This window comes from Streptomyces sp. NPDC037288, from assembly GCF_055603265.1.
This window is the reverse complement of sequence record NZ_JBVJVY010000032.1, coordinates 43,701-66,099: the sequence shown is the minus strand read 5'-3', so window position 1 is coordinate 66,099 and position 22,399 is coordinate 43,701. Positions and strand designations below refer to the sequence as shown.

General features: G+C 74.5%; 21 protein-coding genes and 2 pseudogenes. 9 read left to right on the top strand and 14 right to left on the bottom strand.

Going from position 1 to position 22,399, the window contains the following annotated elements:
• Nucleotides 1-48: 48 nt before the first annotated feature.
• Nucleotides 49-627 (bottom strand): ion channel, encoded by a 579-nt coding sequence (locus ACZ7GZ_RS29840; RefSeq protein ID WP_471028901.1) that lies wholly within the window; start codon nt 625-627, stop codon nt 49-51.
• A gap of 376 nt (nt 628-1,003) precedes the next feature.
• Here ACZ7GZ_RS29840 and ACZ7GZ_RS29835 point away from each other — a divergent pair, with 376 nt between their 5' ends.
• The 3 genes from ACZ7GZ_RS29835 to ACZ7GZ_RS29825 all read left to right on the top strand — a co-directional run bounded on the left by ACZ7GZ_RS29835 (nt 1,004) and on the right by ACZ7GZ_RS29825 (nt 2,718).
• Nucleotides 1,004-1,189, top strand: coding sequence for a hypothetical protein (locus ACZ7GZ_RS29835; protein WP_471028900.1), 186 nt, complete (start codon nt 1,004-1,006; stop codon nt 1,187-1,189).
• Nucleotides 1,190-1,226: 37 nt separating this feature from the next.
• Nucleotides 1,227-1,655 (top strand): DUF7144 family membrane protein, encoded by a 429-nt coding sequence (locus ACZ7GZ_RS29830; protein ID WP_471028899.1) that lies wholly within the window; start codon nt 1,227-1,229, stop codon nt 1,653-1,655.
• 82 nt (nt 1,656-1,737) lie between these two features.
• Nucleotides 1,738-2,718, top strand: a complete 981-nt coding sequence (locus tag ACZ7GZ_RS29825) for a CorA family divalent cation transporter (protein WP_471028898.1) — start codon at nt 1,738-1,740, stop codon at nt 2,716-2,718.
• Between the two features lie 34 nt (nt 2,719-2,752).
• Here ACZ7GZ_RS29825 and ACZ7GZ_RS29820 read toward each other — a convergent pair whose 3' ends face one another.
• The gene (locus ACZ7GZ_RS29820) at nt 2,753-3,349 is read right to left on the bottom strand and encodes a TetR/AcrR family transcriptional regulator (protein ID WP_471028895.1); all 597 of its coding nucleotides are present in this window, start codon (nt 3,347-3,349) and stop codon (nt 2,753-2,755) included.
• Between the two features lie 267 nt (nt 3,350-3,616).
• Nucleotides 3,617-4,054, bottom strand: coding sequence for a PPOX class F420-dependent oxidoreductase (locus tag ACZ7GZ_RS29815; protein ID WP_471028894.1), 438 nt, complete (start codon nt 4,052-4,054; stop codon nt 3,617-3,619).
• A 102-nt stretch (nt 4,055-4,156) separates the two neighbouring features.
• Between ACZ7GZ_RS29815 and ACZ7GZ_RS29810 the strand changes: the two genes are divergently transcribed.
• The 3 genes from ACZ7GZ_RS29810 (at nt 4,157) to ACZ7GZ_RS29800 (ending at nt 7,851) form a co-directional block, all read left to right on the top strand.
• Nucleotides 4,157-4,738, top strand: a complete 582-nt coding sequence (locus tag ACZ7GZ_RS29810) for a TetR/AcrR family transcriptional regulator (protein WP_471028891.1) — start codon at nt 4,157-4,159, stop codon at nt 4,736-4,738.
• Nucleotides 4,735-6,216 (top strand): MFS transporter, encoded by a 1,482-nt coding sequence (locus ACZ7GZ_RS29805; protein ID WP_471028889.1) that lies wholly within the window; start codon nt 4,735-4,737, stop codon nt 6,214-6,216. The genes ACZ7GZ_RS29810 and ACZ7GZ_RS29805 overlap by 4 nt, the downstream gene beginning before the upstream one ends.
• Before the next feature lie 411 nt (nt 6,217-6,627).
• Nucleotides 6,628-7,851, top strand: a complete 1,224-nt coding sequence (locus ACZ7GZ_RS29800) for a serine hydrolase domain-containing protein (protein ID WP_471028888.1) — start codon at nt 6,628-6,630, stop codon at nt 7,849-7,851.
• A 68-nt stretch (nt 7,852-7,919) separates the two neighbouring features.
• Here ACZ7GZ_RS29800 and ribA read toward each other — a convergent pair whose 3' ends face one another.
• Nucleotides 7,920-8,591 carry a GTP cyclohydrolase II gene (gene ribA / locus ACZ7GZ_RS29795; RefSeq protein WP_471028885.1) on the bottom strand — a complete coding sequence of 224 codons (672 nt, stop codon included), beginning with the start codon at nt 8,589-8,591 and terminating at the stop codon, nt 7,920-7,922.
• Nucleotides 8,592-8,629: 38 nt separating this feature from the next.
• Here ribA and ACZ7GZ_RS29790 point away from each other — a divergent pair, with 38 nt between their 5' ends.
• Nucleotides 8,630-9,418 carry a creatininase family protein gene (locus ACZ7GZ_RS29790; protein WP_471028884.1) on the top strand — a complete coding sequence of 263 codons (789 nt, stop codon included), beginning with the start codon at nt 8,630-8,632 and terminating at the stop codon, nt 9,416-9,418.
• A 170-nt stretch (nt 9,419-9,588) separates the two neighbouring features.
• Here the strand turns inward: ACZ7GZ_RS29790 and ACZ7GZ_RS29785 are convergent.
• The 5 genes and pseudogenes from ACZ7GZ_RS29785 to ACZ7GZ_RS29765 form a co-directional block, all read right to left on the bottom strand.
• A pseudogene (locus ACZ7GZ_RS29785) lies at nt 9,589-10,797 on the bottom strand (lysylphosphatidylglycerol synthase transmembrane domain-containing protein); the annotation flags it as partial.
• Nucleotides 10,794-12,038, bottom strand: a complete 1,245-nt coding sequence (locus ACZ7GZ_RS29780) for a class I SAM-dependent methyltransferase (RefSeq protein WP_471028883.1) — start codon at nt 12,036-12,038, stop codon at nt 10,794-10,796. The pseudogene ACZ7GZ_RS29785 and the gene ACZ7GZ_RS29780, both read right to left, overlap by 4 nt.
• Nucleotides 12,035-13,216 (bottom strand): glycosyltransferase family 4 protein, encoded by a 1,182-nt coding sequence (locus tag ACZ7GZ_RS29775; protein WP_471028881.1) that lies wholly within the window; start codon nt 13,214-13,216, stop codon nt 12,035-12,037. Before ACZ7GZ_RS29775 ends, ACZ7GZ_RS29780 begins: the two co-directional genes overlap by 4 nt.
• Nucleotides 13,213-13,611, bottom strand: coding sequence for a 6-pyruvoyl trahydropterin synthase family protein (locus tag ACZ7GZ_RS29770; protein WP_471028878.1), 399 nt, complete (start codon nt 13,609-13,611; stop codon nt 13,213-13,215). Before ACZ7GZ_RS29770 ends, ACZ7GZ_RS29775 begins: the two co-directional genes overlap by 4 nt.
• A gap of 112 nt (nt 13,612-13,723) precedes the next feature.
• A complete protein-coding gene (locus ACZ7GZ_RS29765; RefSeq protein ID WP_471028876.1) occupies nt 13,724-14,713 on the bottom strand; it encodes a zinc-dependent alcohol dehydrogenase in 990 nt (329 codons plus the stop codon).
• Between the two features lie 107 nt (nt 14,714-14,820).
• Here ACZ7GZ_RS29765 and ACZ7GZ_RS29760 point away from each other — a divergent pair, with 107 nt between their 5' ends.
• A complete protein-coding gene (locus ACZ7GZ_RS29760; RefSeq protein WP_471028873.1) occupies nt 14,821-15,582 on the top strand; it encodes a CDP-alcohol phosphatidyltransferase family protein in 762 nt (253 codons plus the stop codon).
• Between the two features lie 146 nt (nt 15,583-15,728).
• Here ACZ7GZ_RS29760 and ACZ7GZ_RS29755 read toward each other — a convergent pair whose 3' ends face one another.
• The 5 genes and pseudogenes from ACZ7GZ_RS29755 to ACZ7GZ_RS29735 form a co-directional block, all read right to left on the bottom strand.
• A complete protein-coding gene (locus ACZ7GZ_RS29755; RefSeq protein ID WP_471028947.1) occupies nt 15,729-16,439 on the bottom strand; it encodes a YcnI family protein in 711 nt (236 codons plus the stop codon).
• A gap of 46 nt (nt 16,440-16,485) precedes the next feature.
• On the bottom strand, nt 16,486-17,094 hold the full coding sequence (locus tag ACZ7GZ_RS29750; RefSeq protein ID WP_471028871.1) for a hypothetical protein: 609 nt from the start codon (nt 17,092-17,094) through the stop codon (nt 16,486-16,488).
• A gap of 145 nt (nt 17,095-17,239) precedes the next feature.
• Nucleotides 17,240-17,622: pseudogene (locus ACZ7GZ_RS29745) on the bottom strand (ABC transporter permease subunit); the annotation flags it as partial.
• 152 nt (nt 17,623-17,774) lie between these two features.
• A complete protein-coding gene (fusA, locus tag ACZ7GZ_RS29740) occupies nt 17,775-19,832 on the bottom strand; it encodes an elongation factor G (protein ID WP_471028870.1) in 2,058 nt (685 codons plus the stop codon).
• Between the two features lie 722 nt (nt 19,833-20,554).
• Nucleotides 20,555-20,851, bottom strand: coding sequence for an antibiotic biosynthesis monooxygenase (locus tag ACZ7GZ_RS29735; protein ID WP_471028867.1), 297 nt, complete (start codon nt 20,849-20,851; stop codon nt 20,555-20,557).
• A 235-nt stretch (nt 20,852-21,086) separates the two neighbouring features.
• Here ACZ7GZ_RS29735 and ACZ7GZ_RS29730 point away from each other — a divergent pair, with 235 nt between their 5' ends.
• Nucleotides 21,087-22,226, top strand: coding sequence for a site-2 protease family protein (locus ACZ7GZ_RS29730; RefSeq protein WP_471028865.1), 1,140 nt, complete (start codon nt 21,087-21,089; stop codon nt 22,224-22,226).
• Nucleotides 22,227-22,399 lie beyond the last annotated feature (173 nt).

Genomic DNA, 22,399 nt, shown 5'->3' with positions numbered 1-22,399 from the left:
GCGGCAGACCCCCCTGGCACCGGCGCCTCACCCCGGTACGCGAAGGCCTCACTCCGGCGTCTGCCGCCCCTGGCGTCGCAGGCCGGTCCGGACCGCGGCCGTGAGCACCCGTACAGCCACACCCACGAGCAGCAGGCTGCAGACCATCTGGCACATCACCACCACCCTGCCCGTCCCGGAGACCGCGGTGATGTCGCCGAAGCCGACGGTGGTGAACGTGGTGAGCGTGAAGTACAACGCGTCCGTTCTGCTCAGGTGCTCGCTGAAGGAGCCCGGCGCAGCACGTTCGAGCAGGTAGTAGCCGCTCGCGAAGAGGACCAGATACAACGAGACCGTCACGGCCAGGGTCTCGACCGCCTTCAGCCGCGGCGAGGGCGAGCGCACGATGAGCCACACCCCCCACGCGAAGAACAGGCAGACCGCCAGCAGGCCACCGACGAGGATCAGTGCGGTGACGGCCCCGCCGTGCCAGCCCAGCGGCAACAGGTAGTAGGCGGTGACGAGGCCGGCCGCGACGACGACCGCCCGGACAACGGACACGGCCGTGGCCCCTGCGCCCGGGCGGTTGGGAGACGCCGCCCGCTCCGGCGGGGTCCGCTGCTTGCCGGCAGCCGCTGGATCGGTCATCTCGTGCCTCTTCGTCCGCTCCGACGTGGGCCGACCGCCGGCCCTCGGTGCCCACCTCACCGTCCCGGCCTCCCGTGCGGATCACCCGCCAGGGGTGACGCCCGCGGCGACCGTCTGGACGGACGCCGGCCCGGTGAGGCCCCGCAGACGGCCCCGCAGGCCGTCCGGGAGCGGATCCGCGGATCACGTGAGGAGGAGCCATGACCGAGTCCCGTGGTCCGCGACCCGCTGCGGACCCGGATTCCGGTGGTCACCGCCGTGCTCGCCGGCACCGCAATCCCGGCCGCAACGGCAGAACCGGCCGCCGGCCGAGCGGATCCGTGGTACTCGTGACCTCCACCTCACCCGGCCCGGGTGAGGCGGGCGCACTCCCGCCGTGCGCACGCTGAGAACCGTACGCAACCACCATCGGGCGCAGTCCCGGAACAGCGGCGTCCAGCAGCGCCGACGCCTCAGGAAGCCGTCCGGGATGCGCTCGCACGAGGACATCACCGAGGACGGGTTCCGGCAGGCCGAGGAACCGGTCCTCTCCGGCAGCCGGCCGTCCGGACCCACCCACTGACCACGCAGCCGGCACAGCACAGAAACGAGGTCGCACGATGGCCACCACACACGGCGTGCCCGCGCCCACCGCCAAGCAGCAGTGGGCGACCGGCCTGACAGCGTTCGGGGCCGTCATGCTCATCCTCGCGGGGGTGCTGGGCATCTTCCGCGGCATCATGGCGATCGCGCACGACGACGTCTTCCTCGTCACCCGCAGCTACGTCTTCCGGTTCGACCTCACGGGCTGGGGCTGGATCCATCTGGTCCTGGGCGTCCTCGCGCTGGTCGTGAGTTTCGGCCTCCTGCGGGGCGCCGTGTGGGCACGCGTGTGCGGAGTGGCCCTCGCCTCGCTGATCATCCTCGCCAACTTCCTGTCCCTGCCGTACTACCCGGTCTGGTCGGTCATGCTGATCGCCTTCTCCGGAATCATCATCTGGGCCCTGTGCGTGGTGGGGCGCGACGGCGCCTCCCGCCTGTTCGACTGAAGGCCGTACCGAACCTGGTTCCGCAGGGGCTCACCGCACAAGCACGCCGGGGCCGGGGGCGACGGACGAGCCGGTGAGAGCGATGATCGTAACGATGGTGTCGGTGCCGGAAGGGGTCACGACGCGGATCTCCGAGTCGGAGGCGCGGCAACGGCTCGCCCGGGACAGCTTCCTGCTCCTCGGTGTGGAGCTGCCGGAGGATGCGGAGGAGGGCCCGGCGGACGAGCCGCCGGCCCGCCGGCTCGGGCTGGGCACCGAGGAGCTGGCCTGGTTCGGCAGGCAGGGCGAGTCCGCGCGGGCCGAATTCCTGGGCGACGCCGCCGGCTTCGTCGTACCGGTGGTCCATGACGGGCGGGTCGCCCATGTGCACGCCCTGGCCGGCGAACGCTTCCTGGTCGTCGCCCACCGGGGCCGGGCCGCTTCGGCGGCGGACATCACGGCACGGCTGCGGCATGAGAGACCCCACGACGCCGTGGCCACGCTGTTCCTGCTGCTCCAGGAGGCGCTGGGGACGTTCCGCCGCGAGGCCGTGCAGGCGCTGCTGCAGGTGGAGGAACTGGAGGACGACATGTTCGATGACCGGCGGCCCGAGCAGCTGTACCGTCTGGCCCGGCTGCGCCGCCGTGCCGCCCTCCTGCACCACGCGCTGCTGCCCTATCTGCAGGTCGTCGAGGACGTGGTCACCCGCAGGATGATGAGCCGCGACTTTCCGGTGGAACGCCAGCGGCTCGCCCAGGAGTTCCAGCGTGCGGCACGGCTGGCCCTGGCGACCATCGAGTCCCTCCAGGACGCCGCGCGCCGGGCTCTCGCCAGCTACGGGTCCCTGGTCGCGGGCGAACAGAACGGCGTGATCAACCGGTTGGCCATCGTGTCGGTGATCTTCCTGCCCCTGTCGTTCCTGACCGGCTTCTTCGGTATGAACTTCGCCTTCCTGACCGACGAGCTGGAAAGCAGGGCGGTCTTCTGGCTGCTCGCCGTGGGGCTTCAGACGGCCGCTCTGTTCTTCGCCGTCTACATACTGCACCGCACCCGCATCTGGCGGAGGCTGCGGGACGAGGACTAACAGCGGACGGCCACCGACGGCCCGGCGGCCGTGGTCACGGGGCCGAGGCCGCCGCCGCGTCGAGCAAGGGCCCGAGTTCCCTCACCGCCGTGGTCAGGGGACCCGCGTCCCGTTCGGCGCGGGCCAGCAGGATCGCCCCCTCCAGCGTGCTGATCATCAGCGTGGCGAGGGACGCGGCACGGGCCCGGGGTACCCCCATGCCGGTCAGGGCCTCGGCGAGCGGGTTCCGCCACGCCGTGAACGCGGCGGCCGCGGCCTCCCGGGTCGAGCCGGCTGCGGAGGCGCACTCGACGGTGGCGGCGGCCACCGGGCACCCCGCCGCGAAGCCGTCCGCCGCGTACTCGTCGGTCCACTGCGCGGCCATCGCCGCGAACAGACCGCTCGGCGTCGGCTCGTCGAGCCCTGCCACAAAACGGGCGATGCGCTTGCCCGCGTACCGGCCGGCCCAGGCGACCGCCTCGTCGACCAGCTGCTCCTTGCCACCCGGGAAGTAGTGCTGGAGCGAGCCGCGCGGTGCGCCGGCATGCGCGGCGACCTCGCGCATCCCGGTCGCGGCGACTCCGTCGCGCCGGATGAGCTGGGCGGCGCTGAAGACCATCCGCTCCCGCGGCCCCCGTGGCGCCTGGCTCATCGCGGCCCTCCGTTCCTCACGGCACCCACCTTATGACCGGCGTCATAACGACCGCTACCGGACGGCGGTCGCAGTCGGCTCCCGGAGCGGAGGACGGACCCCGTGCACGCCGGTTTCACCGTTCTCGCAGTCACGGGCCGGCCCATGGCGCGGCGCCCGGTGTGCGCCGGCACCCCCCGGCGGCCTGGAACCGGACCCCGGAACGCGCCGCACCCCTGCGCGCGCTCGAGACCCGGACCCCGGGGCGTCGCAGCCGGCCGCCGCGGGTCAGCGCTTCGGGGCGCCGTAGACCCGGTCGACGCGCAGGCGCACCACGAGGCGTCGGTCGCGGACCATCGCCGCCCGGTAGTCGTCCCAGTCCGGGTGCTCGCCGAGCACGTCCCGGTAGAGCCGGATCAGTTCCTCGACGGTCTCGTCGTGCGGGTCCCGGGCGACCGGGGACAGCTCCGCCGTCCCCTCGGCGACCGTGTACGCCCAGCGGTCGGCGCTCGTGACGTGGTACGAGGCCCGCGGGTCGCGGCGCAGGTTGCGCGTCTTGGCGCGGTCGTCGGTGACCGAGATCCGGATGACCCGCTCGTCGGGGTAGTAGGCGTGGCTGACGTTGGACAGCTGGGGGCGGCCGTCGCGCTTGAGGGTGACCAGCACCCCGCCGTGGCCGTCGGAGAGGAGGTCGAGCAGCGCGTCCTGCGTGGAGTCCTGAGTCATGACTGGGTCAACTCGCCGCGGCGGGCCAGGCATTCCCGCGCATCGCAGCCACCTCGGGAGCAGTGATAGACACTGTCTACGGACACCTGGTAGACAGTGTCTATGACTGAGTCCGACATCGGGTTGCGCAAGCGTCTGGTCGACGTGGGTGTGGAGCTGCTGGCCGCCGAGGGGCCGCAGGCGCTCACCCTGCGGGAGATCGCCCGGCGCGCCGGCGTCTCGCACGGGGCGCCGCGCCGCTACTTCCCCACCCGTCTGGAGCTGCTGTCGGCCATCGCGCGCCGCGGCTTCGACGACCTGGCCGAGCGGGTGCGCAGCACCCTCGCACCCGGGTCCGCAGGCCCGCGCGCGCAGGTGGCGTCACTGGCGCGGACGTACCTGGAGTTCGCGCTGGACGACCCCGGCATGTACGAGCTGATGTTCCGTCACGACCTGCTGGAGAGCGGCTGGCTGGGGCTGCGGGAGACGAGTCTGCCCTTGTTCGGTGTGCTCGCCGATCTGGTCGGCGAGGTGCGGCCCGGGGCCGACGCGCGACGGGTGGCGGGCGCGTTGTGGGCGAACCTGCACGGGATCGCCCAGCTGTGGCGCTGGCGCAGCCTCCAACTTGCCTGCGGCGATGAGCACTTCGGGGCGTTGCTCGATGCGGTGCTGGTGGCCCACCTGGGTGCGGAGGACGGCCGGTGAACCGGCGGTGGACGCTGGCGAGCAGTGTGGCGGGCGCGGTGGTCGTCGCCCTGGACGGTACGGTCCTCACGGTCGCCCAGCCCCGGCTGCAGAGGGACCTGGGCGCGTCGTTCGCCGAGGTGCAGTGGACCAGTACGGCGTACCTGGTCGCGGTGGCGAGCCTGCTGGTGTTCGCGGGGCGGCTCGGTGACCGGTACGGGCAGCGGCGGGTGTTCGCGCTCGGCCTGCTGGGGTTCGGGGCGGCGTCGGCGGGGATCGGTGTCGCGCCCTCGGTGGGCTGGGTGATCGCACTGCGGGCGGTTCAGGGGGTGTTCGGGGCGCTGTTGCAGCCGGCCACGCTGGGCATGCTGCGGGCCGCGTTCCCGCCCGACCGGCTGGCCAGGCCCCTCGCCGTGCGCACGGCCGCGATCGGGCTGGCGGCGGCAGCGGGGCCGCTGGTGGGCGGGGCGCTGGTGACCGGCCTGGGCTGGCGGGCGGTGTTCTTCGTCAACGTCCTGCCCGCGCTCGCCTTCGGCCTGCCGGCCCTGCTGCGGCCGAAGCCGCCCGCCGCGGGCTCCCGGACGCCGCTGGACGTGCCGGGTGCCGTGCTGCTCGCGGTGTCCCTGGGCTGCCTGGTGCACGCCCTGACCGCACGGCCCGTCTCCGGGGCGGGCCTCGCCGTCGCCGTGGTCACCGCCGCCGTCCTCGTGCGGCACGAACGGCGTACGGCGGGTCCGCTGCTGCCGGCCGCGGTCATCGGCTCGCGGGCGGTCGGGGCGGCGCTCGGGGGGCTGGTGGTCGTGTCCGCGGCCCTGTTCGGCGCCCTGTTCGTGGCCACCTACGTGCTGCAGCGCCGGCTCGGCCTCGACCCGTTGCACAGTTCCCTGCGCAGTCTTCCCCTGGCGGTGCTGATGGTGGCGTCCGCCGCGCTGTGCCCGGTGCTGCTGCGCCGGTTCGGGGCGCGCGGTACGACGGCGGCGGCGACGGCGCTCCTGGCGCTCGGTGTCCTGGTGCTGTCCGGAGCCACGTCCACGCCGGCGCTCGGCTGCGCGTTCGCCCTGCTGGGCGCGGGGTTCGGCGCGGTGATGGTGGCGGCCACCCAGGTGATCGTACGGCGGGCGGAGGTGGCGGTGGCCGGAGTGGCGGGCGGACTGCAGCAGACGGCACTGAACGTCGGCCCGGCCCTCGGGGTGGCCACGGCGACCGCGCTCATGGGCACCGGGACCGGGCGGGCACTGCTGGTCCTGGCTGCCGTGGCGGCGCTCGGCGTGCCGCTGGCCTGTGCGCTGCCCGGGCCCGAAGACGAGGACGCACCGCGCGCGGCCGACAGCGACACACGGTCGCCCGGGGCGGACGGCGGCTGTTCGTTGCCCGACACGGACGGCGGTTGTTCGCCGCCCGACGCGGACGGCCGCAGTTGCCCGACACCGACGACCACCGTGCGCGACCCGGAACCGACGACCACCATCCCCGGCCCGGCACCGACGGCCACCGCCTGACGCCCAGGACACAGAGCGACGACGCCTTGCCCGGACCGGACGCCGGTTGTCCGCCACCCGGGACCGAAGACGACCACGCACTACCCCACACCGACGGCGACCGTCCGCCGGCGGGGCCGAAGGCAACCGTGCGCTGCCGCGGACGCCGCGGCAGCTCTTCGGTGCCCGGGACCGCCGGCGGCCGACCGCTGCGCGGGAAGGCGGCGGCCACGCACTGCTGGCCAGCGCCGGCGGCCACGCACTGCTGGCCAGCGCCGGCGACCACGCACTGCCCCGGAGCTGACGGCGTCGCGTCGATCACATGCGGTGCTGATCAGCGGGTGGGTGGGGATGGTGTTGCGGGACGATGAAGGGCGGGTGCTTCCGGCGGGCGGCCGGGGGCGTCGCCGACGAGGGGACCGGAGGAGAGCGATGGCACAGCTGCGGCAGGAAGCCGACCCGGGCGAGGCGGGGCTGGACGTCGAGGCGCTGGACCGCCTGGACCGGCACCTCGCCCACCACGTCGACCAGGGGCGGCTGCCCGGCTTCCTGGTGGCCCTGTCCCGCGGCGGCCGGGTCGCCCGTCTCACCACGTACGGCCGCCGCGATCTCGCGGCCGGCCTGCCGGTCGAGGCGGACACCCTGTGGCGGATCTACTCGATGACCAAGCCGGTCACCGCGGTCGCCGTGCTGCTGCTGGCGGAGCAGGGCAGGCTGTCCCTGGACGACCCGCTGGACCGCCATCTGCCCGCGTTCGCCGACCCCGTGGTGTACGAGGGCGGTTCGGGCGCCGAGGTGCGCACCCGCCCGGCCGCCGGCCCGATCCTGATCCGGCACCTGCTCACCCACACCGCGGGCCTGACCTTCGGCTTCTACCACCGCCACCCCGTCGACGCCCTGTACCGCGAGGCCGGCCTGGAGTACTCCGTCCCGCCGGGCAAGGACCTGGCCGAGACGGTCGAGGTGTACGCGCGCATGCCCCTGCAGTTCGATCCCGGCACCCAGTGGAACTACTCGGTCGCCTCGAACGTGCTGGGCCGGGTCGTCGAGGTGGTGTCCGGGCAGCCGCTGGACGCGTTCTTCACCGAGCGGATCCTGCGTCCGCTCGGCATGACCGACACCGGTTTCCACGTCCGGCCCGAACAGGCTGACCGGCTGGCCGAGTTGTACGGGGAGACGGACGAGGGCGGGATCGAGCCGGTGCCGGGGCTGCCGGTGCACGGCCGGCCCCGCTTCCTGTCCGGCAGCGGCGGCCTGGTCTCCTCCGCGTACGACTTCCACCGGTTCATGGAGATGCTGCGCCGGGGCGGCGAACTGGACGGTGTCCGGCTGCTGTCCGCGGACAGCGTCGCGCGGATGACCCGCAACCAGCTGCCCGGGAACGCGGTGGTGCGGTCCTTCGGCTCCCCCGTCCACCGGGAACCCGCCAACGACGGGCTGGGCTTCGGCTTCAACGTGTCGGTGGTGACCGACCCGTCCCGGACCCTGGCCCCCTCCAGCCTCGGCACATACGGCTGGACCGGTGTGGCCACGACCGCTTTCTGGGTCGATCCGGCCCATGAGCTGACGGTGCTGTTCATGACCCAGGTACGCCCGAAGAAGCTGAAGATCTTCCCGGAGCTGCGGCGGCTGGTGCACGAGGCGCTGGTGGACTGAGAGCCACCGCGCCCGCCGCCCGTCTCCCGCGGGCCGCAGGGAGAGGCGGCGGGCCGCACGGTCTCGCTTCAGGAGCCGTGCGCGACGGCGTCCAGATGGGGCAGGACGTGGTCCATCCGCTCCCGCTTGGTGCGCAGATAGGTGATGTTGCTCTCGCACGGCTCGATCAGCAGCGGCACCTGCTCGGCGACCTGGACACCGTGCCGGACCAGCGCCTCCCGCTTGCGCGGGTTGTTGGACATCAGGCGTACCGAGCGCACCCCGAGGTCGCGCAGGATCCCCGCCGCGACCCCGTAGTCACGGGCGTCCACGGGCAGGCCGAGCGCGAGGTTCGCCTCCACCGTGTCCAGGCCCTCCGCCTGCAGGGCCATCGCGCGCAGCTTGCCGAGCAGTCCGATACCCCGGCCCTCGTGGCCCCGCAAGTAGACGACGATCCCGCTGCCTTCGGCGACCACCGCGCGCAGCGCGGCCTCCAGCTGGTCGCCGCACTCGCAGTGCCGGGAGCCGAACGCGTCCCCGGTCAGGCACTCGGAGTGCAGCCGGGTGAGCACGTCCTCGGTGCCGATGTCGCCGTACACCAGGGCCACTTGCTCGTCACCGCGGTCGTGGTCCAGGTAGCCGATCGCCTGGAAATTCCCGTACACGGTGGGCAGCGGTGCATTCACGACGCGTTCCACGCCCGACCGCCGCGAGGACTTCTTGCCGAGTACGCCGAGGTTGGCGCCGGTGTTTTCTGTCATGATCTGATTCCTAAGCAGAGACGAAAGGCCGTGAAAAGATGAGTGGTTCGGGCGCGCGTGCGGCGGCGGGCGGGAGGACACACGACGTGGCGAGCGGTGTGGTGCCGACGGACACCACCGAAGACGTACGGACCCGGGGGGCGGGCGTTTCAGCACAGGTCGCCGTCCTTCCCGTCGGGAGCTTCGAACAGCACGGTCCGTTCCTTCCGCTGGCGACCGACACGCTCGTCGCCTGTGCCGTGGCACGGGAGATCGCCGCCGCGTACCCGGTGCACCTCCTTCCTCCGGTGACGGTCTCCTGTTCGCACGAGCACGCGGACTGGCCGGGGACCGTCAGCATCTCCTCCGTGACCCTCCATGCGGTGGTCCGGGACATCGCGGCGTCGCTGCGCCGCTCGGGCGTGGACGCGCTGGTCGTGGTCAACGGGCACGGCGGCAACTACGTGCTGGGCAACGTCGTCCAGGAGGCCTGCGCGCGCGGGGAGCGGATGGCGCTGTTCCCGGCCGCCGAGGACTGGGAGACGGCACGGGAGCGGGCGGGGGTGTACACCTCGCTGCTCACCGACATGCACGCGGGAGAAATCGAGACCTCGATTCTGCTGCACGCTCACCCCGAATTCGTCCGCCCTGGTTACGAGTCCGCCGATTTCACCGCAGACGACCGCCGTCATCTGCTCACCGTGGGAATGTCCGCCTATACCGAATCGGGCGTCATCGGCCGTCCTTCCCTGGGGTCGGCGGAAAAGGGGAAGGAACTGCTGGCGAGCCTGGCGGAATCCTTCGCACCGTATTTCGCGTTGCTCACCCCGGCGGAGGGGCGCGGGTAGTCCTGCGCGGCGGCGGGATCCGGCCCGGCTGTTGCGGCGGCCGGGCCGGGGCCCGCCGCCGCGCCTGCGGAGCGCAGGCCGGCGTACCAGCGCGCGGCGAGGACGACGGCGCCGGGCAGGCTCGCCACGAAGCTCAGCACGCCGTACACGACGGCGACCGCGACACCGGTGCTCGCGCCGAGTCCGGCGGCGCCGAACGCCCAGGCCGTCACGCCCTCGCGGGGGCCGAAGCCGCCGACGTTCAGCGGCACGCCCATGGCGACCAGGGCGAGGACCGCGAGCGGGACCAGCACCGTGACGGGGGCGGCACACCCGGCGACGCGGGCCGCCACGACGAACGTCGCCAGGTGCCCGGCCAGGACGGCGGCCGAGGACACGGCGATGCCCGGCCCGCCCCGGCGGGAGAGCAGGCCTCGGCGTGCCTCGCCGAGGGCGGTGCGCAGCGCCCCGGCCCGGCGCGAGGGCGTGCGGTTCATACGGACGGCGAGGCCGACGGCGAGCGCGCCGGCCGCCGCGAGGGCCACCAGCGGGGCGAAGTCGCGGGCCTCGGCGCGGACCGGGGACGGCAGGGCCGGCAGCACCGCCGCGGCGAACACGGCCAGCGTGATCTGCCCGGCGACGCGCTCCAGTACGACGGCCTTCACCCCGCGCCGCAGGTCACCGGCGCTCTGCCCGTGCCGGACCGCCCGGTGCACATCGCCCAGGATCCCGCCGGGCAGCGCCGCGTTCAGGAACAGCGCCCGGTAGTAGTCGGCGACGGCGGGGCCCAGCGGCAGCCGGATGCGCAGGCCGCGGGCCACCAACTGCCAGCGCCAGGCGCTGAGGACGGTGGTGACCACGCCGATGCCCAGCGCGGCCAGCACCGTGACCGTGTCGATCCGCCGCAGCCCGTCGAGGAGCGCACCCGTGCCCAGCCGCCACAGCAGGAAGCCGAGGAGGACGACGCCGGCGACGCTCCCGAAGTGCGTACGCAGCGCGTGGGGTCCGCTACGGCGGGGGCTGGAGGCCCGCGCGGCCTCGGATGCCGCCGGGGTCTCCGATGCCGCCGGGGTCTCGGACGCTGCCGGGGTCTCGGAGGACGGCGGCTCCGTGAGCGGGGGCGAGGACGGTGCCGGAAGCCGGGTGCCCACCACGCGGACCGCGTGCGGCGCGCCGGCTGCGTGCCGGGCGGGGGCAGGTACGGGTGCGGGTGTCGCGTCGGTGCCCGCACTGTGCACACGCGCGCGCTCACGTGCCGTTTCGGTGCCCTGCACACGCACGGGTGTCGATTCCGCGCTCCGCGCGCGCACGTGCGCCGGGCCGGCGGGGGTCACGCGCGCGTGGGGGCCGGCCCCGGTGACCCGGGGCTCCGCCTCCGCCGCAGCCGACCGCGGGGTCATGACGCCCCGCCGGCCGGCCGGGGCAGGGCCAGCAGGTCGCTGTGCTGGACCACGACCCGCAACTCGCCGGCGGCGCAGGCGGCGAGCCGGTCCCGCAGATAGCGCTCGGCACGGTCGCGCAGTTCGGGCCGCTGTTCCACGGCGGCGCCGACCCAGCCGCGCAGCCACTGCGCCGTCAGCGCCGACTCCTCGGGGCCGAGCCGCCACGGGCTCGGATGCACCCGTACGACGGCCCCGCGCTCTTCGAACGCCTCGCAGGCCGCCGTGACCGCGTCCGGGCCGAGCAGACCGGCGCGCCGCTGGTGGGCGTTGAACGCCTCGGCGATCTCCGCGTCCAGCGGGTCGGCCGGGGTGAGTTCGACACGGCCGGCGACCGACAGCGTGAACAGCGCGGGGCAGCCGGCCCCCACGCAGGCGCCGGCGAGGGTGTCGACCTCCTCGCGGGTGAGGACGTCGAGCAGCGCGGAGGCGGTGACCAGGGAGGCGCCGGTCAGCGCGTCCGGGGTGAGCCGGGCCACGTCGCCGCGCCGGGTCTCGACGGTGACGCCGCTGCCGTCGGCGGCGGAGCGCGGGGAGCCGACGGCGGCGAAGTGCAGCAGGTAGGGGTCGCGGTCGTGCAGGACCCAGTGCTGGGAGCCGTCCAGGCGGGGCGCGAGCCAGCGGCCCATCGAGCCGGTGCCGCAGCCCAGGTCGTGCACGGTCACCGCGCCGGTACGGCCGGGCTGGTTCGCCAGCCGGGTCCGCAACGGGTCCAGCAGCTCCGCTGCGCGGGCGGTCGCGTCGGCCCCTTCCCTGAGCCGCAGCCATTCGGGCGCGTACCGGGGCGGTTCCTCGGGCTCGCTCCCGCGCAGCCGCACGGTGGCCCGCTCGCCGGGACGCGTCACGGGCCCGGCCCCGGCGACGACCGCGGCCTCGTCACCGCCTCCCGCATCACCGGCAGCCCCGCCGAGGTCCCCGGCACCCTCCGCCGCCCCGTGGTCCACGCCAGTCTCCCCGCCCCCGGTGACCGCCTCGTCGCTCAGGTCCCGCGTGCCCTCCGCCGCTTCGCGGGCACCGCCGGTGCCCCCCGCGCCGGACGCCTGCGCACGCGCCACGGCGGCCGGAGTACGGGCCTGTTCACGACCGGCACCGAGCACCGGCTCCGCCTCGCCCTGGGCGCCACGTCCCGCGCTCACCTCCCTCGGCCCGGGCTGGGCCGGGATGGACGGTGTGCCGTTCGTCGTGGTCTGCGGGCCGGTCATGCCGCACTCCTCGGGGGTTCGGGGAGCCGGGAGAGGACCCCGGCCAGGCTGCGGGCGGTGGTGGCCCAGCCGTCGAGCGCGGCGCGGCGGCCGCGGGCCGCGGCCTTGAGCCGGCGGCGTACGTCGGGCTCGCCGAACCAGCCGCGCAGTTCGGCGGCGAGCGCGGCGGGGTCCTCGGGCGGGACGAGGATGCCGGGCACGCCGCCGTCGGGGGCGCGGCCGACCGCCTCGGGCAGGCCGCCGACGTCGGTGGCGAGGACCGGGATGCCGCGGGCCAGGGCCTCGGTGACCGCCATGCCGTAGGTCTCGGCGTAGGAGGTGAGGACCATCAGGTCGGCGGCGGCGTACGTGGCGTCGAGGTCCGCGCCGGAGCGCGGGCCGGTCAGGTGCAGCCGGTCGGCGAGGCCGTACCGGGCGATCAGCTCCCGCAACCGGTCCACGTACGCGGGGTCGTGGGCGAGTCCGCCGACCAGCTCGCAGGTCCACGGCAGGTCCCGCACCGCCGCGAGCGCCTCCACGAGCCGGTGCTGGCCCTTGCGCGGGGTGAGCGCCGCCACGCACAGCAGCCGCGAGACGCCGTCGGTGCCGGGCGCGAGCGGCGCGATGTCGGCGCCGGGCGCGGCGACGTGCACGCGTTCGGGGGCGAGGCCGTGATGGGAGACGAGCCGGCGCACGGCCCAGTCGCTGGTCGCGATCACCGCGGGCACGGCGCGCAGCACGGCGCGTTCGCGGGCGTCGAGGTCGGCGGCGACGGCCGGGTCGAGACCGGTCTCGTCGCCGAGCGGGAGGTGGACGAGTACCGCCAGGCGGAGTCGGCCGGTCTGCGCGGTGATGATCTCCGGGACGGCGCAGGCGACGAGCCCGTCCAGCAGGACGGCCGCGTCGTCCGGCAGGTCCCGCAGGGTGCGGGCGAGGCTGTCGCGGGCGGTGCGGTCCGGGAGCGGCCAGGGACCGGGGGCGGTGTGCGGGGTGACCTGCCAGCCGAAGCCGGGCAGGTCCAGGCTGACCCGGCGGTCGTAGGCGTTGCCGCCGCTGGGCGCGGCCGGGTCGTCGACGCCGCCCGGCAGGACGAAGTGGACGGTGCGCAGGGACATGGGGGTGTTTCCGGCCTTCTCGGCGGCGCCGGGCTGCGCCGGCACATAGGCCAGGCGCGTCGGCGCGGCGGTCGTCTCGGTCACAGGCCACGCTCGTAACTCGCCCAGGCGACATGGGACTCGTGGAGGGTGACGGTGATGCCCGCGAGGCCCTGGGCGCCCTCGCCGAGGGCGCCCTTGTGGACGCGTTCGGCGAGCCGGTCGGCGATGACCTTGGCGAGGAACTCGGTGGAGGTGTTGATGCCGGCGAACCCGGGTTCGTCGTCGAGGTTGCGGTAGTTCAGCTCCGCGGTGATGGCGCCCAGTTCCTGCGTGGCCAGACCGATGTCGACCACGATGTTGTCCTCGTCCAGCTGTTCGCGGCGGAAGGTGGCGTCCACCAGGAACGTGGCGCCGTGCAGGCGCTGGGCGGGCCCGAACACCTCGCCGCGGAAGCTGTGAGCGACCATGATGTGATCGCGGACGGTGATGCTGAACAACGGACGACCCTCCAGGTACGGCGCGTCTGGTCCCCCCGTCCTTACCCGTAGGGGGATGCCGGATAGTACGGCTCCCCGCTTCCCCGCGTTCAGCCCTGTCTCACTTCTTTTCTCAGGTCAGGCCGGTCCCGGCGTACCGGATCCGGTGGCACAGGGCGGGGATCTCGCCCGAGGCGAGCTTCGGCAGGACGTCCGGGAGTTCCTCGAAAGCGCTCTCCCCGGTGATGAGCGCGTCCAGTGCCGGGTCGGCGAGCAGGTCGAGGGCGAGCGCCATCCGGTCGGCGTAGCCGCGGCCGGGGCGGGCGGCCGGGGAGACGGTGCCGACCTGGCTGCTGCGCACGGTGAGCCGCCGGGAGTGGAAGGCCTCGCCGAGCGGCAGGGCGACGCGCCGGTCGCCGTACCAGCTCAGTTCCACCACCGTGCCCTCGGGGGCGAGGAGTTGCAGGGCGCGGGTGAGGCCGGCCTCGGTGGCGCTGGCGTGCACGACGAGGTCGCAGTCGCCGAGGGCGCCGTCGGGCGTGGCGAAGTCCGCGCCGAGCGCCTCGGCGGTCTTGGCGCGGGCCGGGTCGGCGTCGACGAGTTGGAGCCGTACGCCGGGGAAGCGGGCGAGCAGCGCGGTCACCGAGCAGCCGACCATGCCGCCGCCGACCACCGCGATCCGGTCGCCGATCAGCGGTGCCGCGTCCCACAGGGCGTTCACGGCGGTCTCCACGGTCCCGGCGAGCACGGCCCGCGCGGCGGGCACCCGTTCGGGCACGACGGTCACGGCGCTCACCGGCACGACGTAGCGGCTCTGATGCGGATACAGGCAGAAGACCGTACGGCCGATCAGTTCGGCCGGGCCCTGCTCCACCTCGCCGACGCTGAGGTAGCCGTACTTCACCGGACCGGGGAAGTCGCCCTCCTGGAACGGCGCCCGCATCACGGCGTGCTGGCTCTCCGGGACCCCGCCGCGGAAGACGAGTGTCTCCGTGCCCCGGCTCACCCCGGAGTACAGGGTGCGCACCAGGACCTCGTCCTCGGCGGGCTCCGCGAGGGTGACGTCGCGCAGCTCGCCGTGGCCGGGTGAGCGCAGCCAGAACGCGCGGGCCGAGCGGTTCATCGGCATCCTCCTGAACGATAGGGAAGTTGTTCACGTACCGAGAAGTGCACAGGCCGCGCAGAGTACGCGGCGTTGATCGACTCTGTCACTCGGCCGGAGGGTGTGCGGTGGCCCTGAACAACACGTATGACGCGAGGCTCCAGCAGGAGACCGCTGTGGGAGCGGGCATCCAGCTGCTGCTGCTCGCCCTGCTCGGTACGGCGATCGGCATGGGGCCGGCCGGCTGGCTGACGGGGCTGGCGTTCGCGTTCGCCACTTGGGCGGTGCTGGCCCGGGCGCTGCACCGTTCGCGGCTGCGTACCTTCGGCCCCGCGAACCGGGTCACGCTCGGCCGGGCGACCCTGGTGGGCGGGGTGACCGCGCTGGTCGCGGACTCCTTCGAGAGCGCGCCGCCGGTGACCTTGCTGGTCGGCCTGACCGCGGTCGCCCTGCTCCTGGACGGCGTCGACGGCAAGGTGGCCCGCCGCACCGGGACGTCGACCGCGCTCGGCGCGCGCTTCGACATGGAGGTCGACGCGTTCCTGATCCTGGTCCTGAGCGTGTACGTGTCCACACAACTCGGCCCATGGGTGCTGCTGATCGGCGGCATGCGGTACGCCTTCGTCGCCGCCGCCCGGCTGGCCCCCTGGCTGAACGCCCCGCTGCCGCCGTCCTTCGCCCGCAAGACCGTCGCCGCGGTCCAGGGGATATGCCTGCTCCTGGCCGGCGCCGGACTGCTCCCCCACCTGGCGGACCTCGCGATCGTCCTGCTGGCGCTGGGCTCGCTGGTGTGGTCCTTCGGCCGGGACGTGCGGTGGCTGTGGCGCACCTCCCGGATGCCCGTGGAGCCGGCGGCCGGCGTGAAGGTACGGGAACTGGCGGCGCGCTGAGCGGGTGTGAGGAGAGTACGCGGCAGGGCCCGGACCGGTTGGCGGTCCGGGCCCTGCCCCGTGGTTCTTCGACGGCGTGGACCGCGCGGGGCGGCCCGCGCGGCGTGGGCCGTGCGTCGTGGGCCGTGCGTCGTGGGCCGTGCGGGTTACGGCCGTGCGGCCCGGCTGCGGACGAGCGCGAACGCGGCGGCCGCGAGGCCGAGGACGCCGACGACCAGGCCGGCGATGCCGAGCCCGCGGGCCGTGGAGTCGCTCGTGCCGGCCGCCTCGGCGGTGGTGGCGGCGGTCCTGGCGGGCGCCGGCGCGGCGGTCGCGTCACCGGCCGTCAGCTTCAGCACCGGGGCCGGGTTCTCCGGCTCCTGTCCGCCGGCCGGCTCCTCGATCCACCGCACGACCTTGCCGTCGGAGTAGGTCTGCAGGGTCTTGAACACCAGCCGGCCGGTGTCGTCGGGCAGTTGGCCGAAGGCGACGTCGAAGTCCTCGTACTGCCCGGCGCCGATCTTCCCGCCGCTGAAGGTGATCGCGGAGGCGGCCTCGGTGATGGTGCCGTCGTCGGTCTTGACCGGGGTCTTGAGCTTGGTGGTGGTGACCTTGGCGGTCCAGCCGTCCTGCGGGTGGACGAGCACACCGAGGACGGGGTGGTCGGTGGGCAGGAAGACCTGGACCTTGGTGGTGGAGGCGCTGTCCTCCTCGTTCGGGACGCGGAAGGTCAGTACGCCGTCGGTGGCTCCCTTGGCGTAGCTCTCGGGGTGGACGGTGACGTGCGCGGAGGCGGCACCGGCGGCGAGCAGGACCGTGGCGGCGGTGACGGCGGTGACGGTGCCGGCGCGGCGGGCGCGAAGACGTGGAGCGGACATGGCCATGGGTGAGTCGATCTCCGTACGGGTGATGTGTCGTCCGGGGTCAGAGCGAGTACGGGACCGGGGCCGGGGGTCCGCGCCGGCTGACCGCGTGCCGCAGCAGGGCCGGGCGGGGCGGTTGGGGGGCGGCCGGGACGCGCGCGGCGTCACCGGCACGGGCGGGCAGCGGCGTGTCCCGCCACCAGGCGAAGAGGCCCGGTACGAGCGTGGCGGCCCGGCCCAGCAGCGACCACAGGGCGGACTCCCCCCGCCGCAGCCACCAGGAGGCGGCGAGCGCGGCCAGGAGGTGGGCGGCGGTGGCGTGGCCGCTGAGGTGCGGGTACGCCGTCACCTGGACGTGCGGGTGCATCGCGGCCATGGTGTGACCCGGCATGGCGGCCATGGGCGCAGTGCCGGAGCCGGGGCGGGCGGCGTCGAAGCCGAGGTGCAGTCCGGCCTGGGTGAGCAGCATGGCCGCGCCGATGCCGGGCAGTGACCGCTCCCGGCCGCCGAGGATCCAGCCGAGCGCGAACACGGCGAGGAAGCCGGCCGCGTCCGCCCACCGCGGCGGCAGGGCTCCCATGGCAAGGCCGTGCCCGGCGGCGGCGAGCAGCACGCACACCGCCGCGAACACCGCGGCGCGCAGCCCTCTCACCGCCGGGGACGCGCTCATGGTGCTCATGGTGGGCGATCCTCCCATGGCCGGGTGATACGTGGGGCGCGGACGCTCTGTTCAGCGGCCGGGGGAAGTGAGGGGCTGATCACCGTCGCCGGGCGCAGGTCCGTGCCTGCCCGGCTCGGGTGGGCGAAACCCGTGCTCAGCCACCGGCCCGACATCGCATCGTCCCCGCCGCCGGCACGGCGAGCGCGCCCAGGGCGGCGAGTACCGCGGCGGGGCGAGGACCGTCCAGGGGGCACGCTCGGCGCAGGGCTGGTTCTCGGCGAGGAGGTGGCCCCATCGGGGGGACGGCGGCTGGGCGCCGAGGCCGGGGAGCCGAGCGAGGCGAGGGCGAGTGCGGTACCGGGCAGCCGCAGCAGGGCGTGCCGGGCGACGGGCCCCACGATGGCGGGCAGGAGTTCGTACCGCAGCGGATACCAGCGGCCGGCACCGAGTGCGCGGGTGGCGGTGAGGTGGAGGGCGGCGCGTTCCCGCCGCGGCAGGGCGCAGGTGTGGGGCGGCGAGCGGGGCCCACACGGTGGCGTGCAGGCCGCCGGCCATCTGCGGCATCAGGCCGGCGACCGCGAACTCACTGGCCGCCATGGCGAAGGTGCCCGAGGGCTCCACGCACCGTGCCGGAGTCCGGGGGCCGCACCACGCACCGCGTCGGTCCGTTGGTGCGGGCCCCCTCCTCGCTACCGGACCGGCACCGGTCGCGGTGCCGGGGCGTAGCCGGCGGGCCGGGTCGTGAAGGTGCCCCGGCCCTGGGTGCGGCTGCGCAACCGGGTGGCGTAGCCGAACAGTTCGGCCAGCGGCACGGTCGCCGTCACCACGGCCGCTCCGCCGCGGGTCTGCGAGCCGCCGACCCGCCCGCGCCGGGCGGCCAGGTCGCCGAGGACCGAGCCCACGGCGTCCTCCGGAACGGTCACCGTGACCTCGGCGACCGGTTCCAGCAGGGCGAGCGTGCAGGCACGCAGGGCCTGGCGGAGCCCGAGCCGGCCGGCGGTGCGGAAGGCCGTGTCGGACGAGTCCTTCACATGGGTGGAGCCGTCGGTGAGCGTGACCCGCAGCCCGGTCACCGGGTGCCCGTCGAGCGGTCCCTCGGCGAGCGCGTCCCGGCAGCCGGCCTCCACCGCGCGCACGTACTCCTGCGGCACCCGCCCGCCGGCCACGGCCGGGCGGAACACGAAGCCGGTGACGCCGACTTCGGGTCCCAGCGGTTCCACGTCGAGCACGACATGGGCGAACTGCCCCGCCCCGCCGTCCTGTTTGACGTGCCGGTACACGAACCCGGTCACCCCTTCCAGGACCGTCTCGCGGCGGGCGACCCGCGGCCGGCCCACGCCGAGGTCCGGTCCGCCGTCGCGGCGGATCTTCTCCACCGCGACCTCCAGGTGCAGTTCGCCCATCCCGGACAGCACGGTCTGTCCGGTCTCGGCGTCGGTGCGCACCACCAGCGAGGGGTCCTCCTCGGCCAGCCGTGCCAGCGCCGCCGCCAGCCGTCCGGTGTCCGTGGCGCGCCGGGCCTCGACCGCCACGGACACCACGGGTTCGGCCGCCACGGGCGGCTCGAGCAGCAGTGGTGCGCCGGGGTCGCACAGGGTGGAGCCGGCTCGCGCCGACTTCACGCCGGCGAGCGCGACGATGTCACCGGCGACCGCCCGGTCGAGCTGGACGTGCCGGTCCGCCATGACCCGCAGGATGCGCGCGACGCGTTCGGTGCGGCCGGTGCCCGGGTCCCACACGGTGTCTCCCTTCTCGATGGTGCCGGCGTAGACGCGCACGCAGGCCAGCCGGCCGGTGGCGCTCGCGCTCACCTTGAACACCAGCCCCGCGAACGGCGCTTCGGGGTCGGCGGCCCGCCGCTGCTCGGTGCCCTCGTGGACACCGCGTACGGCGGGGACGTCCAGCGGCGAGGGCAGGTAGGCCACGACCGCGTCCAGCAGCGGTTCGACACCGCGGTTGCGGTACGCGGAGCCGCACAGCACGACCACGCCGTCCCCGGTGCGGGTGAGGTCGCGCAGAGCGGCGGCGAGGGTGCCGGCGTCGAGCGTCTCCCGGTCGCAGAACTCCTCCAGGGCGGCCGGGTGCAGCTCCGCCACGGTCTCCTCCAGTGCCCGGCGCCGCCGTAGCGCCTCCTGCCGCAGCGGCTCGGGGACGGGCCCCGCCACCGCCGTGCCCGCACCGTCGGCCCAGACCAGCGAACGCATCCGCACCAGGTCGACCACTCCGGTGAACGCGTCCTCGGCGCCGATGGGCATCTGGACGACGAGCGGCGCGGCATGCAGCCGCTGCCGAATGGACTCGACGGCCCGGTCGAGGTCGGCGCCCGCGCGGTCCATCTTGTTGACGAACGCGATCCTCGGCACACCGTGCCGGTCGGCCTGCCGCCACACCGACTCGCTCTGCGGCTCGACCCCGGCGACGGCGTCGAACACCGCGACCGCCCCGTCGAGGACCCGAAGGGAGCGCTCGACCTCGTCGGCGAAGTCGACGTGCCCGGGGGTGTCGATGAGGTTGACGCGGTGACCGTCCCAGGCGCAGCTGACGGCGGCGGCGAAGATGGTGATGCCGCGGTCGCGTTCCTGCGGGTCGAAGTCGGTGACGGTGGTGCCGTCGTGCACCTCGCCCCGCTTGTGGGTGGTGCCCGTCGCATACAGGATCCGCTCGGTGACGGTGGTCTTGCCGGCGTCGACGTGGGCGAGTATGCCGAGGTTGCGGACGGCGGCGAGGGTGCTGAGGTTGGTGCGCACGGCCCGGGGCCTTTCTGACGATCAGGGAAAGATCAGGGAAAAGGGCAGCGCGATTACCCGTGCGTCCGGGTCAGCGGGGCGTCACGGGCGTCCGGTGCCGGCCGCGCAGCGGGCACCGGCCGGACCGGGACACGAGGATCACCTCGTACCGGGAACGGGGAGCGACGACAGCGGTGCGTGCGCGCACGGCCGGGCTCCCCTCTGTGTCGGTCGACAGGCGCCGCCGTACGGTCGTCGCGGCGCTCGGTACGGCATGACGGTACGAGAGGGGCGCGGCCGGGGCACGTGATTTTCCGGTACGCCGTCCAGCCGGCGGTGCTGCCGGTACGTCACCCGGGGGCCGCGCCGTTCGTCCGCCGCTCCCCGGACGGCCGGGTACCGCTCCTGGAACGCGGTCCGGTCCGCGTCCCACCACAGCGCCGCCGCCGGACCGAGGGCGCCGGGGCCGCCGGGCTGGGCCGCCCGCCGGAAGACCTTCCGCGGCGGTGGCGGCCGCAGGGGGAGCCGGGTGTTGCGCGTCTCGCGAGGAGGACACCGTCGTACAGGTCCTCGCGCTGTGCCCGGCCCGGGTCCCGGCCGTCGGTGCGCGGCCACAGCGGTCTCCGCGCCGAGGACGACCCCGGGCCCGCCGTGCGAACGGGGTTCGGAAGCAGCTGCCCGGGACAGGGCGGGGGCGTGGGTCAGCGGATCACCTCGATCAGGCCGGCACCGGCTGTTCCGGGCTACCGCTGGGGGATGGCCAGTTCACGACCGCGGTAGAACCCTTCCCGCTCCTCGACGACGAACGGGGCCATGGCGGCGCGCCGTTGCGCCTCGTGCTCGGAGGACCTCCAGGCGTCGCAGGCCTCCCGGGAGTCCCAGAACGACACCCCGGTGACCTCCTGCCCGTCCTCGGACCAGTAGGCGTAGGCACGGCGAAGGCCCTGCGGGGCGGGGGCGGGGCGCCACGCCTGCTCGAAGTCCTCCAGGGTGTCCGGCCGGATGCGGCGTGTGGTCACCCAGATGTAGTGCTCTTCCATCGCGGCCTCCTGCGCAACGCCGGTCCGGTCGGCTCGCCGGGTTCTCTGCGCCCACCGTAGGCGCGGGCCGCCGCCTGCGCCTGCGTGGCGGGCCCGGCGTCGCCCATCCGTGTGATGACCCCTGTGACATGGGCGTTCGCTGTCGGAGATGGGCATTCCCCGTCTCCGGCCGACGGTGGACCATGGAAGCAGGACGCGTGCGGTCACAGGGCACGAGTCGTCGGCGGTGAGGACGATGAGGGGTTCGATCCGGCTCGGGAGTGTGCGAGGAGTGGTGCTGCGGGCCCACTGGAGCGTGCCGTTGATCATGCTGTTCTTCGCGTACGGTCTGGCTGCCCGCACCCTGCCCGGGTACGCACCCGGCCTGGCCCCCGTGGTGTACGCGGTGGCCGGAGTGGCCGGAGCCGCGCTGTTGCTGGCGAGCCTGGTGGTGCATGAGGCGGCGCATGCGCTGACGGCTCGCCGAGCGGGGATCGGCGTGCGGGACGTGACACTGTGGGCGCTGGGCGGATTCACCCGGATGGACCGGCCTGCGACCGCGCGGGCGACCTTCGTGGTAGCGGTCAGCGGGCCGCTCGCCAGTCTGTTGCTCGGCGGGATCGGGCTCGGCGCGGCGGCCGCGGCCCAGGCGGCGCCGGGCTCGCGGATCGTTGTCGCCGTACTGGGCTGGCTCGGTGGCACGAACCTGGTGCTGGGCGTGTTCAACCTCCTGCCTGCCGCGCCCCTGGACGGAGGCCGGCTGCTGCAGGCCGCGCTGTGGTGGCGTACCGGGGATCGTGAGCGGGCCCAGCGGGCGGCGGGGCGCAGCGGTCAGGCCGTCGGGATGGTACTGGCCGTCCTGGGCTGGTTCGCGTTCGCCCGGGGCCTGTCGGGTGGCTTGTGGCTGATCCTCGTCGGCGTCTTCGTCGCGGGCGTCGCCGCGGCCGAACGCCGGTGGGCCGAGCTGGTCACGGCCCTGCGGGGCCTGCGGGTCGGGCAGGCGATGACCGCACCGGTGGTCACCGGTCCGGACTGGCTGACCGTCGACCGCTTCCTCGCCGAGGTGGCGGGCCCGGCACGGCACACGGCGCTGCCGCTGCTGGACTTCGAGGGCCGGCTCAGTGGCGTCGTACGGGTGAGCCGGCTGGCCGCCGTGCCGTCCGGGCAGCGTGCGTCGCTGCGGGCACGGGACCTGGCGACCCCGCTGTCCCGATGCGCACTCGCCACACCGGACGAGCTGCTGATCTCCGTCCTGGAGCGGCTCGGCACCGAGGGCAGCCTCCTGCCCGTCCTGGTCATGGACGGCGGCCGACTGCTCGGAATCATCACCGCGCACGACATCGACCGGTCCCGCCGCACCGCCCCGCACGCACCGGACGGACGCGCGCCGACGTAAGGCACCGAGGCGACGGCTTCGGCGGTTCCATGGCCGGTCGTCGTCGGCCCTGAGCCCCACCATGCGGACCTCGGCGAGCTCTCACTACACGTGGAGTTCGCCACAATTTACTCCCTTCGGGAGGGATGGATGCGTAAAAGTAGTTCTTTAAGCCGGTTGCACTCCTCCGGTAA